At 56.4% G+C, this 14,890-nt stretch carries 15 protein-coding genes; 9 read left to right on the top strand and 6 right to left on the bottom strand.

Annotated elements, in window-relative coordinates; genetic code table 11:
- Nucleotides 1–29: 29 nt before the first annotated feature.
- The 3 genes from CGZ80_RS24755 to CGZ80_RS24745 all read left to right on the top strand — a co-directional run bounded on the left by CGZ80_RS24755 (nucleotide 30) and on the right by CGZ80_RS24745 (nucleotide 1,803).
- Nucleotides 30–494 (top strand): RidA family protein, encoded by a 465-nt coding sequence (locus tag CGZ80_RS24755; RefSeq protein ID WP_094418368.1) that lies wholly within the window; start codon nucleotides 30–32, stop codon nucleotides 492–494.
- A 355-nt stretch (nucleotides 495–849) separates the two neighbouring features.
- Nucleotides 850–1,320 carry a CBS domain-containing protein gene (locus tag CGZ80_RS24750; protein WP_158222842.1) on the top strand — a complete coding sequence of 157 codons (471 nt, stop codon included), beginning with the start codon at nucleotides 850–852 and terminating at the stop codon, nucleotides 1,318–1,320.
- A 3-nt stretch (nucleotides 1,321–1,323) separates the two neighbouring features.
- Complete coding sequence (locus CGZ80_RS24745; RefSeq protein WP_094418366.1) at nucleotides 1,324–1,803, top strand: cyclic nucleotide-binding/CBS domain-containing protein; 480 nt, start codon at nucleotides 1,324–1,326, stop codon at nucleotides 1,801–1,803.
- Here the strand turns inward: CGZ80_RS24745 and mntR are convergent.
- Nucleotides 1,781–2,203, bottom strand: a complete 423-nt coding sequence (gene mntR / locus CGZ80_RS24740) for a manganese-binding transcriptional regulator MntR (protein WP_094418365.1) — start codon at nucleotides 2,201–2,203, stop codon at nucleotides 1,781–1,783. The two genes, CGZ80_RS24745 and mntR, sit on opposite strands and share 23 nt — an antisense overlap.
- 287 nt (nucleotides 2,204–2,490) lie before the next feature.
- On the opposite strand from mntR, the gene CGZ80_RS24735 reads away from it, so the two are divergent.
- Together CGZ80_RS24735 and CGZ80_RS24730 are read left to right on the top strand one after the other, a co-directional pair.
- On the top strand, nucleotides 2,491–3,576 hold the full coding sequence (locus CGZ80_RS24735) for a DUF1559 domain-containing protein (RefSeq protein ID WP_094418364.1): 1,086 nt from the start codon (nucleotides 2,491–2,493) through the stop codon (nucleotides 3,574–3,576).
- The gene (locus CGZ80_RS24730; RefSeq protein ID WP_094418363.1) at nucleotides 3,576–3,908 is read left to right on the top strand and encodes a hypothetical protein; all 333 of its coding nucleotides are present in this window, start codon (nucleotides 3,576–3,578) and stop codon (nucleotides 3,906–3,908) included. The genes CGZ80_RS24735 and CGZ80_RS24730 overlap by 1 nt, the downstream gene beginning before the upstream one ends.
- 86 nt (nucleotides 3,909–3,994) lie before the next feature.
- Here CGZ80_RS24730 and CGZ80_RS24725 read toward each other — a convergent pair whose 3' ends face one another.
- The 3 genes from CGZ80_RS24725 to CGZ80_RS24715 are packed head-to-tail and all read right to left on the bottom strand — an operon-like array spanning nucleotide 3,995 to nucleotide 7,506.
- Nucleotides 3,995–5,125 carry a Gfo/Idh/MocA family protein gene (locus tag CGZ80_RS24725; RefSeq protein ID WP_094418362.1) on the bottom strand — a complete coding sequence of 377 codons (1,131 nt, stop codon included), beginning with the start codon at nucleotides 5,123–5,125 and terminating at the stop codon, nucleotides 3,995–3,997.
- 59 nt (nucleotides 5,126–5,184) lie between these two features.
- Nucleotides 5,185–6,195, bottom strand: coding sequence for a sugar phosphate isomerase/epimerase family protein (locus CGZ80_RS24720; RefSeq protein ID WP_198953785.1), 1,011 nt, complete (start codon nucleotides 6,193–6,195; stop codon nucleotides 5,185–5,187).
- 60 nt (nucleotides 6,196–6,255) lie between these two features.
- The gene (locus tag CGZ80_RS24715; RefSeq protein WP_094418361.1) at nucleotides 6,256–7,506 is read right to left on the bottom strand and encodes a hypothetical protein; all 1,251 of its coding nucleotides are present in this window, start codon (nucleotides 7,504–7,506) and stop codon (nucleotides 6,256–6,258) included.
- Between the two features lie 417 nt (nucleotides 7,507–7,923).
- Between CGZ80_RS24715 and CGZ80_RS24705 the strand changes: the two genes are divergently transcribed.
- The gene (locus tag CGZ80_RS24705) at nucleotides 7,924–9,099 is read left to right on the top strand and encodes an aldose 1-epimerase family protein (protein WP_094418359.1); all 1,176 of its coding nucleotides are present in this window, start codon (nucleotides 7,924–7,926) and stop codon (nucleotides 9,097–9,099) included.
- 7 nt (nucleotides 9,100–9,106) lie between these two features.
- On the opposite strand, the gene CGZ80_RS24700 is transcribed toward CGZ80_RS24705, so the two are convergent.
- Both CGZ80_RS24700 and CGZ80_RS27765 read right to left on the bottom strand, forming a co-directional pair.
- A complete protein-coding gene (locus CGZ80_RS24700) occupies nucleotides 9,107–9,943 on the bottom strand; it encodes a peptidase C39 (RefSeq protein ID WP_233148644.1) in 837 nt (278 codons plus the stop codon).
- 158 nt (nucleotides 9,944–10,101) lie between these two features.
- Nucleotides 10,102–10,308, bottom strand: a complete 207-nt coding sequence (locus CGZ80_RS27765) for a hypothetical protein (RefSeq protein WP_143544138.1) — start codon at nucleotides 10,306–10,308, stop codon at nucleotides 10,102–10,104.
- A gap of 289 nt (nucleotides 10,309–10,597) precedes the next feature.
- Between CGZ80_RS27765 and CGZ80_RS24690 the strand changes: the two genes are divergently transcribed.
- From CGZ80_RS24690 to pyk, 3 genes are all read left to right on the top strand, one after another.
- Complete coding sequence (locus CGZ80_RS24690; RefSeq protein ID WP_143544137.1) at nucleotides 10,598–11,359, top strand: GDSL-type esterase/lipase family protein; 762 nt, start codon at nucleotides 10,598–10,600, stop codon at nucleotides 11,357–11,359.
- Nucleotides 11,360–11,646: 287 nt separating this feature from the next.
- Complete coding sequence (locus CGZ80_RS24685; RefSeq protein WP_158222841.1) at nucleotides 11,647–12,978, top strand: O-antigen ligase family protein; 1,332 nt, start codon at nucleotides 11,647–11,649, stop codon at nucleotides 12,976–12,978.
- A 114-nt stretch (nucleotides 12,979–13,092) separates the two neighbouring features.
- The gene (pyk, locus tag CGZ80_RS24680; RefSeq protein WP_233148643.1) at nucleotides 13,093–14,646 is read left to right on the top strand and encodes a pyruvate kinase; all 1,554 of its coding nucleotides are present in this window, start codon (nucleotides 13,093–13,095) and stop codon (nucleotides 14,644–14,646) included.
- Nucleotides 14,647–14,890: the final 244 nt, after the last annotated feature.

The raw sequence follows: 14,890 nt of genomic DNA, 5'->3' as shown, positions 1-14,890 counted from the left end.
TTCCGTCCCCGCTCCCGTAAACTTTGCTCATGTCCAACGAAGCCCGTTTTGAATCTCTCGGTTTGGAACTTCCCCCTGCTCCCAAGCCGGCCGGTGTCTACAAGCCGCTCGTCATTGTCAACGGTATCGCCTACATGTCCGGACACGGGCCGTTGCAAACCAACAAGACGTTGATCACCGGGCGTCTCGGATTGGACTTGGACATCGAAGCTGGCTACGACGCCGCCCGTCAAGCTGGCTTGTGCATGCTGGCGACGCTGAAAGCCAACTTGGGTTCGCTTGATAAAGTGAAGCGAGTCATCAAGCTGTTTGGATTGGTTCAATGCGTTGACGGGTTTGCCGATTCACCATCGGTGATCAATGGGTGCAGCGAACTGTTCCGTGATGTCTTTGGTGAAGACAACGGAGTCGGTGCCCGCAGTGCGATCGGTACCAATGCTTTGCCAGCGAAGATGGCGGTCGAAATCGAAGCGATCTTCGAAGTCGAAGCTTAATCACGCGTCGTTAGCCACTGACTGCTTTGGCGACCGACTGCGTTGGACAGGGTCGCCTAAGGAGGCTCGAACGGGGCCTGCATCCGCCCAATTCTCGTGCACACGCATCCGAGGGGTGCACAATGAGAATGCAGTGCCCGCCCTCTTTGCTCGTCTATCAGACGGGTGGGTCCAGGGGGCACGGTTTTATTGGTGTATCCAAATCCGCAGCCACCGCGTTGTGGCTGATAATTGTCCGGTGCATGTCCTAACGCATCGGACGCGAACTCCCTTTCGGTCTGTTGGTGTTTTGGCGCGATAGATGCGTCTCAATCTTAGGTTTCGCCGGACTTCACTGGCTGCAGGAGATAACGCCATGGGATTTTTAGAAGATTTGGAAAAGGAGCAGGTTAAGGATCTGCCGCTTCGCGACGCGATTGTGATCAATGAACACACGATCGCCCGGGCGGCAATCGCCTTGATGCGTTCCAACGATCTGGGCTGTTCAGTAATCGTTCAGCGCGAGTGGGAGCCAACCGGGATTTTTACCGAACAGTCGGTCATCCGGATGTTGCATGAAGGTGCGTCATTGGATTCGAATCCTGTTTCGAAGTTTCGTGATCCTTCCTACCGCTGCGTCGGATTGACTGACTCGATTCGGACCGTGTGGGATGCCGTCGTCGAAGAAGGGATGCGTTTTATGTGCGTCGTCGATCACGAGGGCCAGTTGGTCGGATTGGCCGGACAACGCAGCTTAGCTGACTACGTTTGCGATTGTTATGCACGCCAAGTCGCGGTTCAGCGATTGGGAAGCAAACCTTGGATGCTCGAACGAGAGGGGGCGTGAGCGATGACTGAATACAGAAGATTCGATGCCCCCGCTGATCCGCTCAGCAATTTCGAACCGCCAACGTATCGCGACACCACCGCAGAACTGTTGGGCGAACACCACGTCGGCAACGTCGCTTGTCAGCCTTACTTGTCGGTCGAATCGACCTGCACGGTCGAGGAAGCAATTCGAGAGCTTTACCAGAGCGGTGTGTCCAGCTTGCTGGTCGTCGAGGAAGGGAATTTGGTCGGCATCTTTACCGAGCGTGACGTCCTTGAGCGAGTCGCCGAGCGCTACAGCCGTGTCAAACACTTGCCGGTTGCCGAATTCATGACATCGGATCCGACAATCGTGTATTCCGAAGAACCGGCTGCGGCTGCCGTGGCTGCAATCGCGATCGCCGGTCATCGGCACGTCCCCGTGCTCGATATGGATGACCAGATCGAAGGCATTGTCAGCCCTCGACGTGTATTTCAATTCATCGAGACTTCTTGGGACTAGGCCAGCCGTTTTGTAGGACCGATTGCATCGCGTCCAGCGTCTCTTTGCTGACGTGATGCTCGATTCCTTCGCTATCGATCGCCGCGGTTTGCTCGCTCACGCCAAGCTTTCGCAGAAACGCTTCCACGATTTCGTGACGTTGCTTGGACCGGGACGCAAGCCGTTTGCCAGCAGTTGTCAGTTCGATCGGACGATACGGCGCGGTGACTACCAAGCCGTCTCGCTGCAGCCGCTTGACCGTGTTGTTGACCGTGGCGTGAGTCACGGCGAACTGCTCGACCAAGTCAACCGCTCGGCAGACGCCGTTGTTTGCAATCGCTTCGGCGATCGCCTCGACATAATCCTCAGCCACTTCGCTGGCATGGTCGCGGCGGGTTCGTTCGTGAGTTTTCTTGCGCAATGGGAAGCAATCGGGCGAGGGCGAATAAAAAAACGAAGCGACAGTTCCGTATCTTAAATCAATTCGCCCCTTCTCGGCGAGGTCTCGCCGAAAACGGATTCCTCAGAAAATCTCTTGCATCCCACCCGACGCCTCGATATTGTTAGTCCATGCTAACTTAGTCGTAGCTAAGTTGTTGGCGAGCGGTTTTCGCCGCTACGGAACGAAAGCTATGCGAACTGCGGCGTGTCCATGCGACAGAACTTAGTGTCAGCTAACTTTGGCCCCGCGAGAAATTAGAGGTCTCGATGATTTTCAAAAGTAGACGGCCCCGAAAAGCGTTCACGCTGGTCGAGTTGCTTGTCGCAGTCGCGATCATCGGCGTGCTCGTCGGTTTGCTGACGCCTGCGGTGCAAGCATCGCGAGAAGCCGCACGGCGAATGTCTTGCGGCAACAATCTTCGCCAGATCGGATTGGCGACGATGAACTATCACTCGGCGTTCCGGCAGTTCCCGGCTGGTTATGTTTCGCACCCGACAACCAACGGAGCCGCGCCTCCGAACGTTCGCATCGATCCGCTGACCTGGGACGCGTCGCCGGGCTGGGGGTGGCAAGCTGCGATTCTGCCTTTCGTCGAATCGAATGCGATTTTCGAAGCCTTGCAAATGGACGAACCGATTTGGTCCGAACATAACCGGCGAACGGTCGCAGCAACCTTACCCTGGACGTTGTGCCCATCGGCAACCGGCGGCGACGATGCATTTTGGGTTCGCGATGCGACGGGAAATAACCTTGAAATTGATGGGCAACCACTCCAACTGGGACGCAGCCACTACGTCGCCAGTCACGGCCAAGAGAGTTGCTGGGGCGAGTGCGGGTCGGCGGCGACGGGTGAAGTGTTTAGCAATATCTACACCGGCGCGACAAAGATCGTCGCGATTAACGGAGATGCCAAGCAGGTTGCCGACGGGCCGTTTTTCCGAAACTCGCGAACACGGTTTCGCGACATCCTTGACGGTACGTCCAACACCCTGTTTTTCGGCGAACATAGTTCAGCGCTGAGCGAGAAGACTTGGGTCGGCGTCGTGCCGGGGGCCTACACGCATCCACAGTTTTCGAGCCCCGAGAACGGCCCTGATGCTGCCGCCACGTTGACGCTCGTGCACAGCGGGCCTTCCGGTGGCGAACTCGATATCACCGGTACCCCGATTATTCACCCGGTCAATTTCCCGACCTATCACGTGGGGCAAATGTACTCGCAGCACCCCGGGGGCGGATACGTCGTGATGGGAGATGGATCGGTTCAGTTCGTCACCGAATTTGTCGATCTGCTGATTTGGGCGGAAATCAGCAGCATGAGAGAGAACGAAGTGATCGACTGGGGGAGGTTCTAGTGAGCGCACCATCGCGAAAAGGGCGGAACGTTCTGCTGGCGTTTGCCGTCGCTGTGACTGTGGGGATCATCGCCTACATGTTATTTCCCGAGAATTCGGTGACTCTCAGTAAGCCAGGGTTCGACATCACGCTAGCGTTGTTCCGGACCTGCAACCAAAACAGCGACGTAGGGCTGGTCAAGGTTGAAGCACTTGTCATGCAGATGCAGGATCAACTTCATGAGGAAGAAAGGCAAGCGATTGGCTCAATCATCAGCTCAGCAAGAGCAGGCGAGTGGCAAGCGGCGCAAATCGATTGCCGTCGATTACTTGATTCGCAAGTCAAGCATTAAAGAGCCGATCTTGAATGGCAGCGAGTGTCTAGCCATCAGGGCCCGGCGGTCGCTCGGGCCCTTGTTGCTGTTGTCAGGAAAAGCGATCAGACGTTCTTCCAAGCTCGCTCGCTGGCACTCGCCAACACGGCGTCACAGACCTTTTGTGTTTCCAGTGCGGAGCGGAACGTTGGCTCGCAAGGTTCGCCCGTTTCCAACGACTTGAGGAAGTCCGCGACTTGGTGGATGAAGGTGTGTTCGTAGCCAATGTTCAAGCCAGGCACCCACCAGTGGTTCATGTAGGGCTGGTCGCCATCGCTGATGTGAACGCTACGCCAGCCGCGAACGATCGAATCGTCGCTGTGGTCGAAGTATTCCAAGCGATGGAGGTCATGAAGGTCCCAGCGGATCGACGCGTTTTGGCCGTTGATTTCCAAGGTATAGAGCGCCTTGTGGCCACGAGCGTAGCGGGTCGATTCGAACAGGCCGAGCGATCCGTTTTCAAAGTGGCAATGGAAAGCACAGGCGTCGTCGATTTTGACCTCTTTCTTTTCGCCGGTTTCGGCGTGCAAGCGTTCTTTGACGAAGGTCTCGGTGACGGCGGAGACATCGGTAATGCTTCCGTTGAGCCACAGTGCCGTGTCGATACAGTGTGCCAGCAAGTCGCCGGTCACGCCGCTGCCAGCCGCTTCGGCATCGAGACGCCAAGTGGCTGCACCGCCTTGCGGCACGTCTTCGGAAATCGTCCAGTCTTGCAAGAAGTTGGCGCGGTAGTGATAGATCTTGCCCAGGCGACCTTCGTCGATCAGTTGTTTCGCCAGCGAAACGGCAGGGACACGTCGATAGTTGTACCAAACGGTGTTTTTGACGCCGGCCTTTTCAACCGCTTCACACATCCGTTCGCCTTCGGCGGTGTCCATCGAGATCGGTTTCTCGCAGAGGACCATTTTGCCAGCTTCGGCGGCCGCGATAGCGATTTCGGCGTGCAGGTTGTTTGGGGTGCAAATATCGATCGCGTCGATATCGTCACGCTTGAGCAACTCTCTCCAATCGGTTTCGACGGACTCGTAACCCCATTGGTCGGCGAATGCTTGGGCTTTGTCTTTGTTGCGAGCACAGACTGCTTTCAGAACTGGCTTGTACTCGAGATCGAAGAAGTGATTGGCTTGGCAGTAGCCGTTGCTGTGCGTCCGGCCCATGAAGCCATAGCCGACCATTCCGATATTAAGCGATTTCATGACGAAGTGATTGAGGAAGGTAGTGGTGGCGGGTGAAGAATTGAAAAGCGGTGATTAGTTTACGAGATCGATTGGTCGACTTTGATCATGGCGTCCAAAATCGTGTTCCAAGTCTCGGGCTTTTCCAGAGTCTCGTTGGGGAACATGCATCCGTCCCAGCAGATGTGCTTGATCCCACGTTGGTCGGCGTCTTTTAACCAGTATTGGGAGCAGCGGACGATGTCCAATTTGCCGTTGGGATCATCAGCCGGGCAGTGCTTGCCGGTCTTGTCGTGATCGCCGGCGCCGTGGACTTCCCCATCGTTTTGGGCAACATGGAAGTCGATCGTCCAAGGGCGAAGTTTGTCCGTCATCTGCTCGTAGGCGGCATAGAACTCTTCCTCGCTATAGCCGTCTTTCAACAGCGCGTGCTCGGGAGCGTTGTAGCCCATCAGGTACAGATACGTGTGTGCGAGGTCCGCTTGGAACCCGAGTGATTCTGGCATGCCGACTGCTTCGAGCAGATCCAACATGTCTTTCCAGCTGTGCATGCCCGCCCAGCAGATCTCGCCTTCGGCAGCCAGACGCTCGCCATGGTCGGCTGCGATTTTGGCAGCTTCGCGGAACGTGTTGGCGATCTTTTGGGTGTTGGCCTTCGCGTCTTCACGCCATTTTTCGACACCGAATTCGGCGCTGTCGATACGGATGACACCGTACTGGCGAACGCCGTGTTCGTTGAAGATCCCGGCGATCCGGCAAGCGAGCTTGACCGCGGAGAGGAACTTGTCGACTTGTTCTTTGTCGCCCATCGCGGAATCGCCAACGGTGCCTGGCCAAATCGGGGCGACCAGCGAACCGACGGAAAAACCCTTGGACTGGATCAGGTCCGCGATCCGTCGCAGCTCGTCATCGCTCGCTTCCGGGTCGGTGTGGGGCAGGAACAAGAAGTAATCGATTCCGTCAAACTTGCGTCCATTGACTTCGGCAGCGGCGGTCAAGTCCAGCATGTGTTCCAGACTGATCGGTGGCTCTTGATCGGGGCCGTCACCCTTGCCAACCAAGCCGGGCCACATTGCGTTGTGCAGTTTCATCGTTATCTATCGCGTAAGAATTTCGAGTTTAAGAAAACGTCAGTGCCAGCGCGGCGTTGATTAGGTCCCACCTTTGGGCAGGTTATCGTGCGTGTCTGGGCCGAAGTAACGCAGCCCGACCAACGGCTCGCTGCCGAGGTTTTCAATTTCGACTCCGCCGGTCGCCGCGACGTGCGAGATAAACACCTCGTCGGTGGTGTTTTCGCCAAAGTGAATCATCGCGGGCGTTTGCAAATCGAGAGCGCCCATGCGACCGCGGCCTTGAACGGTGATCCAGCTGCTCGCACCTGGATCTTGCAGCGTGCACTTGGCACCGGGTTGCAAGGTCAGTTCTTTTGCGCTGAAACGCTGCACGCCGTCGACGGTGCCATAAACGATCCACTTATCCTCGTACCCATCGCCGCTGCGGTTTTCGTCGACGATCGGTTCCAGGTAGTTGCTTTCTTTGAAGTGCGTGTCGACGTTCTTGTCCCAGTCCAGCTGGCCGACGATGAAGTCCAGGTCCTGGTGTTTTTCCTCGGGCATGTCTTTGACCAACAAGTCCCAGGGGACATAGCGGCCTTCGACGATCGATTGGTACATGCCGAACACGTCGCTGCCCCACTGGGGTTCGTACGTGCACAAAGAACCTGGCGCGTGCAAGACACCTGGAGGAATCAACCATCCGGTTCCACGTTTGAGGCGATACGCACGGCTTAGGTCCAAGATGCCGTTGTCGCCCGCGTTCCAGTTTTCCAGGCAGCGACGGACGTCTTCGGGTTGGGTTCCCGGTTCGAGGCCCATGAAGGTGTAGGCAAAGTTGTTGTCGACGTTATTCAGCTGCGGCGGAAAGTAATAGCTTTCCGGTTTGCCTTCTTGTCCGACCAGCGCCGCGTCCTCATACGTTTGGTGCATGTGGTGCGGGATGGGGCCCATGTTGTCAAAGAACTTGCTGTAAACGGGCCAGCGGTCGTACTTGCTGAAGATGGCTTCACCGACGACGTCATTGCCACGTTCGGCGACGGCGTCTTTTAGCATGAATTTCTTGCCTTCGAACAAGCAGAAGCTTTGCCCTTCGTGCCAGACACGTCCGTCGTTCGCAGCGTCCGTCGTGCTGCCAAACCATCGCTCATCAATCCCGCCCCGATCGGCACCGAATCGGTAGTAATCGTTGGGATGCAATTTGATCCGGCGTCCCGGGTGCAAAAACGAACGTGGGACCCACGTCGGGGTCAGTCGAAGCAAACCGCCACCGGCATCCATCGCGGAGTCCAAGATGGATGCTACCGAATCGCCTTTGATCAGACCGTCATCGAGTTTTACTTGCGTCATAGAAGCTGACTAACTGGGGGGATGGTGGAGGGAAATGCGGGCGCCAATTATCGCATGTTTGCGGCGGCAAGTCTGCCCGCATGTTGTATGGACTGTGCGCGCCGGAAACAAGATTGCAGGGGTAGCAAGGGGGGCAAGAAAGCGGGTGATTGACGCCCTCTGCGGCGAAAAATCGTGCTCGATCTTTCCCGTTCGTCGATCGGAGCATCGATTCGATGACGACTTGTCGCAGCACAACACGTACAACGCTGCCATCTCACTTAACCGGATCATGTGTGACAGAATTGTCTCACCGCTATCACAGGCCATGAACTGGCCCCTGGTTGGATCTATCCAGATCATCGACACTGATTGAATGATCTGCAAAGATCTGCCGCCGCTTTCGAGCTTATCAATCACTGACGAGACACTGACGCAATGGTGAAAACGCGAACGCTTCGTGCGATCGACGACCGAACGCAAAGCATCCTTTGGTACGAGAATTCTCCACTGGCCGTGTCGGTCGAATCCTCCGACGGCACGATCACGACCAAGCACGGTCGTTTCGTCGGTGGGCGATCCGATGGCGTCGAAATTGTTCGGATCGATACCGGTGCGATCGTGATGGACGTTCTGCCAACACGCGGAATGGCGATTTGGAAAATCGATTCGCGTGACACCCGTTATGGTTGGGATTCCCCGGTCGATGGCCCCGTGCATCCGTCGCTTGTGCCGACGTTTGATCCCAGTGGTCTCGGTTGGCTCGAAGGGTTTGACGAACTGTTGACGCGCTGTGGTCTGAACAGCAACGGTGCGCCCGAACACGACGACACAGGGAAACTTGTCTATCCGCTGCACGGCCGAGTCGGAAATCTTCCGGCCGATGGGTTGGTGATCGAATATGACGAGGTCGCAGGCCGCTTGGAATTGATCGGAGAGATCCGCGAAAGCCGGCTGTTCTTTCCAAACCTGCGCTTAGTCAGTCGTCTTCGCGTGCACGCCGGCAGTGCCAAAGTGGATATCTTGGATGACGTCACCAACGACGGTTCTAAACCTGCCGCGATGCAGATGCTTTACCACATCAATGTCGGCAGTCCAGTGCTCGAAGAGGGGTCACGGGTTGTGATGCCGATCGACGAGTTGGCACCCAAGGATCAACTCTCGGCCAGCGAAATCGACCGCTGGGACGAATATGACGCGCCGCAATCCGACTATGCCGAACGAGTCTACTTTGCCAAATTGCGAAGCGATGATCTCGATCAAACCACGGTCATGCTTCACAACGCTGCGGCTGATCGTGGCCTGGCCGTCACCAGTTCCACGCGAACGCTACCACGCTTCATCGTCTGGAAAAATACCGCCGATGTTGCCGATGGTTACGTGACAGGATTGGAACCGGCAACGAACTATCCCAATCATCATTCCTTTGAAGCAGAACAGGACCGAGTGCTGGCGATTGCTCCCGAACAGACGATTTGTTTTCGGGTGTCACTGGAGCCGCTTACCGACAGCGAAGCGGTGAATGAAGTGCGTGATCGTATTGATATGATCACCGGTGCCGATCCACCAACGATTCATGACGCGCCTCGACCAGGCTGGTCGCCGCAAGCGTAGCGTGAGATCACTCGTTGGAATGACTGAGACGAATCCCGTTGCCGTGCCACAAGACACGTAGGTCGTCCTCGCCCCAAAGCTCGATTCCACGCGACGGGTCGCCAATCACCAACGATGAACCGCCACCCGGTGCGCGGCCAAGTACGACGACGCTGTGCCCCATTCCCGGAATCCAGCCCCATTGATCAGCGTACCGTCGGTCCTCTGTGCCGTACGGCAGTTCAACGGCAAGCAGCGCCGGCCATGCGTTTTCATCGAGTAACTGTTGTAGCGTCGCATCGATGACTTCGGCGCGACGTCCGTTCGCTTCCGCAACCAATTTGATCCCGCGGTACAGGCCAAGCGTTGGTGTTCCGTCGGAATCGGTCAAGCAAAGCGGCACCATGTCGGCTTCCGAAACGGCGATGCCTTCGGCGTTCAGAAGTGTGGCCGCGGCGGCAGGGCTGCAATTGGCCCAGGAGGTTTGCATCGCGACGCCATCTTTCCAGTAGTTATGACCAGGCTCGGGCGGTCGAATCGCGATCGAAAGCATTGGCCATAAAATGATGGCGAACGAGCTTGCCGCAAGCAGGCTCGCGAAAAGCACGCGGCGCCAGCGTGGCGTGTCAGGCAACTGCCATGCGCAGCCCGCGGCGACCGCTGCGAAAAGGCAAGCGACGTTCGTGTAGATGATCGCCGCGGAGTGCGGAACGAACTTTGCCCACAGAAGCTGACCCGCCCCATAGAACAGGAAATAGATCATCGCCAAGCTCGATAGCGCGATGCCCAACATCGGGATCTGTCCCTTCGTTCGCGACGAAAGCGTTGCCGCCAATACTCCCAGCACCAAACATGCGAAAGACATGGTGACGATGGCGGTTAGCAGATCCGATCCTAGCATCCAGTTGGCTCATCAAGTAGCGTCGACGTCGGGCACAATCATTGTTACCACACTGCAACTGGTGTTCCGGGCAGCCGATGTATCGGCAGAAAAATACACGCGCCTCGACGACTCGCGAGACGCTAATTCGCCTCGGAGCTTTCTGCGAGACCGGGATCAACGGTCGACAAGCATCTGCCGACGATGATCGCGATACAGCCGGTGCAGGTGACGACGCCCGACGCGGGGCTGGAGGTCATCCAGCTGCAGCCGAGGCCTCCCAGAATGACGCCTGCTCCGATGCCGGTTAGCAGGGTTGAAATCTGTGTAAAATCAAGACTTCGAAACATCAAGCGTCCTTTGGAAAGGCAAATCAAGGGAGTGAGATCAGCGTTGCAAAAGCCATGGATTATCACGATCGGATCGATCGCGCGAGGTCGTACGATCCGTAAAGGCGATTTCAGCACGGATCGGCGGACCTAAGAGTTCTTAGCACAAGAATGAAGTCCGCGCACCCCCAGTGTTTCGTGTGCCCACAGAGGCAAACTTCCCAGAGCCCCAAAAAGGTACCTGACACCTTTTTGTGGGGTTGGGTAGATTGGTTGGACTTTGGAATTGACCTTGGAGGTGAACGTGGTGATGGCTCGGCAGTTTCGTTTGGTTGTGGTGCGGTTTGCGGTGTTGGTTTTGGTTTCTTGCGGCGTGGCAGCGTCGGCACAGGATGATGCGAGGCCAAGCGGTGCGGATTCTCCTGTGATCACGCCACACGTGCAGGAGGCAACGCAACGATGGGAAAAAGACATCGCGGCATTTGATTCGCTGAACGACGAATTGGAGCCGTCGGACGAGGCGATTCTGTTTATCGGGAGCAGCAGCATTCGGCGTTGGGAAACGATGCAGCGCGATATGTCGCCGTATAGGACGATCCGGCGGGGGTATGGCGGCGCGAAGTTTACGGACATGGCGGTCTATGCCGAACGAGTGATTACGCCACATCAGTATCGCGCGGTCGTGATGTTCGTCGGCAATGGGATCACTGCCGGTCCTGACAGTCACAGCCCTGAATTGATCGAGCAAATGACCCGTCACATTGTCGATGTCGCTCATCAGCATCGACCAGACGCTCCGTTCTTTTTGATCGAGATCACGCCGACGCAAAGTCGTTTCGGAATCTGGGACAAAGTTCGCAAGGTCAACGAACGGCTGCGTGAAATTGCTTTGACCACACCCAACACGTACTTCATCGAAACGGCTGGCAATTTCTTGCATAGCGATACCAAGCCACGCACCGAATTGTTCGTCAACGATCAATTACACCTTAACGAGGCCGGCTATCGATTGTGGTCGGATCTGATCCGCCGCCGCTTGGATGATGTGTTTCGAATGATCGCCGCCGAATAGTTGGGTGGCGAGATCGATTCTGGGGTGATGACAGGGTTCCGGCCGTGTCGGTCACGCCGGACAAGACGATTGTGGCGATTAAAGGTTGGTTGATCCGTAGCGGCGGATCACAACGCCACACTCTTTGGCACCTATGTTTGCACGACAACTGTTGTTCATTCGATCGTGCCCCCAGATCGCATCGCCCTCATTGAAAGGGGCGAGCGAAGCTTCTTATGTCGTTCCTGGCTCTTCTATTCGCGTTTGCCTTTGCCGTCTGGTGCATCCCGCTAGCCAGATACGTGCAGATGGTTCACATGCTCCTGGGTCTGCTGTGGGTCGGAACGATTTTCGGGCCTCCATTTTTCGCATTCGACGGGCCGATCCAGATCAGTCTCGATCGGCTGTTGCTCGCGATTACGATCGGCGTGGCGGCGTTCCATTGGTGGACGGGCGCGATCACGTTGCCTTCGCTAAACCGTGTCGACGTCTGTGTTGCCGCTCTGGTCGTTTATATCTACTGGAGCAGTCGCGGATACAACATCGCCGAAACAATTGTCGACCCGACCGCGCGGTGGCTGTTTTATATCTTGGTGCCCGCCATCGTTTATGGACTTGCCCGCATCACCCCGTTTTCGTCAGCCGATTTCAAGCTGCTGATGCGGGGAATCATTGTGCTGGGTTTGTACCTATCGGTGACCGCAGTTTGTGAAGTCAAAGGCTTTCATTCGCTTGTCTATCCAAAGCACACCTTGGATCCGAAGGTCTGGATGTTTTTAGGCCGTGGTCGTGGCCCTTTGTTGAACCCGGCGGGCAATGGGTTAATCATCGCGATCGCAATGGCTTCGGTTTCGGCGCTGTTTGTCAAAGCGGATCGCCAAGCACGCGCGGTGTACGCGGCGCTCGGAGTCATTTTGTTTTTGGGCTGTTATGCAACGTTGACACGCAGTTGTTGGCTAGGAATTGTTGGTGCAGTGGTGGCTGTCGGATTTGTCTTCAGCCCTCGGTGGATGCGCGTGATGGGCATTGCTTCGGTCGCCTTGCTGGCCGTCGCCATGTCGATGGGACTGAAAGAGCAAATCATGTCGTTCAAACGCGACAAAGCGTTGTCAGCTGAAGACGCAGCCAAAAGCGTCGAGCTACGTCCGCTGCTAGCGGCTGTTGCATGGGAAATGTTCAAAGACAAGCCGCTGACCGGTCATGGATACGGGCAGTACCTCCAGCGTCATACCAGTTACCACAGCATTCGTGAGCTCGGTTTGCCGCTTGAAATGGCGCGCCCTTACAGTCACCACAATGCGTTTTTGGCATTCCTGGTCGATTCAGGCCTAATCGGGCTGGGACTGTATCTGGCGATTTTGGGGATGACAGCGGTCTATGGTTGGCAGCTCGCCCACAACGGGGGCTTGCCGCTGGAGGCCCGGCAGTTGGGGTTGTTCAGTCTCGCAACCTTGGCGGCCTACCTTCCGAATGCCATGTTTCACAACATGACCATCATTCCCATGGTCCAGATCTTTTTGCTGACCACCAGCGGTCTGGTTATCACCGTTTATCAGCGTGGGCTGTCCGGTGCTAAGCAGGGCGAGCGACGTCGGGTCGAGCATCAACAGACGCGATCGTCGTTCCCTGTCACCGGATAGGGGGCAATGCGGTCGCCTTGATGTCCGAGATACGACAAGGGGGTGAAAGGCAGTGTTTCGTGGGGGTGTGACGTCCGAATGAGGAAATGGTGCGCCAATTGAAGCGGTAGTGGAATGATCAACGACCTAATGAACAATCGTCTTGCCATTGTTCCCGGAGACGCGAAATTGGTGGTTGGCCTGATTGGCCCCTCAGCACGCTCCGCAGGAACCCCAATGCAAGACGCATCGAGTGGCTATCGCCACACCAAGATCATCGCAACGATCGGCCCCGCCACCGAGTCCGAGGACAAGCTGACGAAGCTGATCGAAGCCGGTGTCGATATCGTTCGACTGAACATGGCGCACGGTACCGGCGAATGGGTTGCCGAAACGATTGGGCGAATCCGGGCAGTCTCGCAAAAAATCGGTCGCCATGTTGCCGTGATGATGGACGTCAAAGGCCCCGAGGTTAGAACCGGGCCCGTCGAGAAAACGATCGACCTCTGCGTGGGGGATCACTTGGAATTGCACACCGGTGATTTCGAACAAAAGGACGACGGCATTCACCGGGTGAGCGTCAACTATCCCGATCTGCCAAAAGACGTTCGCGTGGGGACCACCGTATTGATCGATAGCGGTTTGATTCGAACCGAGGTGCTGTCGAAAACCGAGTCAACGATCCTGCTTGAGGTCAAGACGCCCGGACCGATGGGATCGCGGCGACACATCAATTTGCCCGGTACGCTGATCAACCTGCCAGCGCTGACTAAAAAAGACGAACGAGATCTGCAGGCAGGAGTCGAAGCCGGGATCGACTTCGTCGCATTGTCGTTCGTACGGCAAGCCGCTGACATTCGCACGCTCCGCGAATACTTGAAATCGATTGGATGCAAAGCTCGCATTATCGCCAAAATAGAAGATCAGGCGGGTGTGCGGAACATGCATGAAATCATCATGGAAACCGACGCCGTGATGGTTGCCCGCGGCGATCTCGGTATCGAAATCGAGTACCACAAGCTGCCGCTCGTCCAGTCAGAGTTGGTGCAGTCCTGCCAAGCACACGGTAAGCCGGTCATCATCGCGACGCACCTGCTCGAGTCGATGGTGACGTCGCCGATGCCGACCCGCGCAGAAATCTCCGACGTTTCAAACGCTATCCGCGAGCAGGCTGATGCGATCATGCTGTCGGGGGAAACCACGACAGGCGCTTACCCGCTCGAATCGGTCGACGTCCTTAAAAATATCTGTCACAGCATCGAGCCCTCCGTCGCCGGCCACATCAACGACCGCATCGAACTGCACACGCCCAAGTCGAAGATGCTCCGTTCGAGCGTCAAACTCGCCAAAGAGCTTGGCAAGTCAGGCGTGGTCGTGTTCACGCGGAGTGGATTTTTGGCATACGTGCTGGGAGCGATGCGGGCGCAGAATGTGCCGATCTATGCCTTCACCGATGTCCCGTCGACGTTCCATCAACTGATGCTGCCCTGGGGCGTCGAGCCGTTTCTGATGGAATTTGACGAGAACCCCGAAATCACCATCCAAAACGCACTGGGGCAATTGCTGGTCAAAGGTTGGTGTACCGAAGAGGATTGGCTGGTGGTGATTACCAATGCGCTAGCTGACAATCAAATCATCGACACGTTGCAGCTCCGCCAGGTGAAAATCACCTGTGATGTGAAGTTCTGAATTCGCAGCGTTCAGTATCGCCTTGTGAGGAGAAAAGTCCGGGCCGTCACTTTGGGCGGTTCAGTGCGTCCCCGCGTCGGCGGCAGCCAAGGAAAGCAGAGTCGCCAGTTGGTAAATCCGATCAAATTCGCTGCGCAGGCGAATTTATTGCCAATTGGACAGCGGAACCTCTTCCGAATCGCCGAGACAGTTGATACGCTTCGCGATCCCTCACGAGACAGCGAATCTCGCGGTGTTTGCTAGC

It is taken from the genome of Rhodopirellula sp. MGV (assembly GCF_002251265.1).
GTDB lineage: Bacteria > Planctomycetota > Planctomycetia > Pirellulales > Pirellulaceae > Stieleria > Stieleria baltica_A.
Note: the sequence above shows the minus strand (reverse complement) of the source record. Positions and strands in the feature narration are given on the sequence as shown.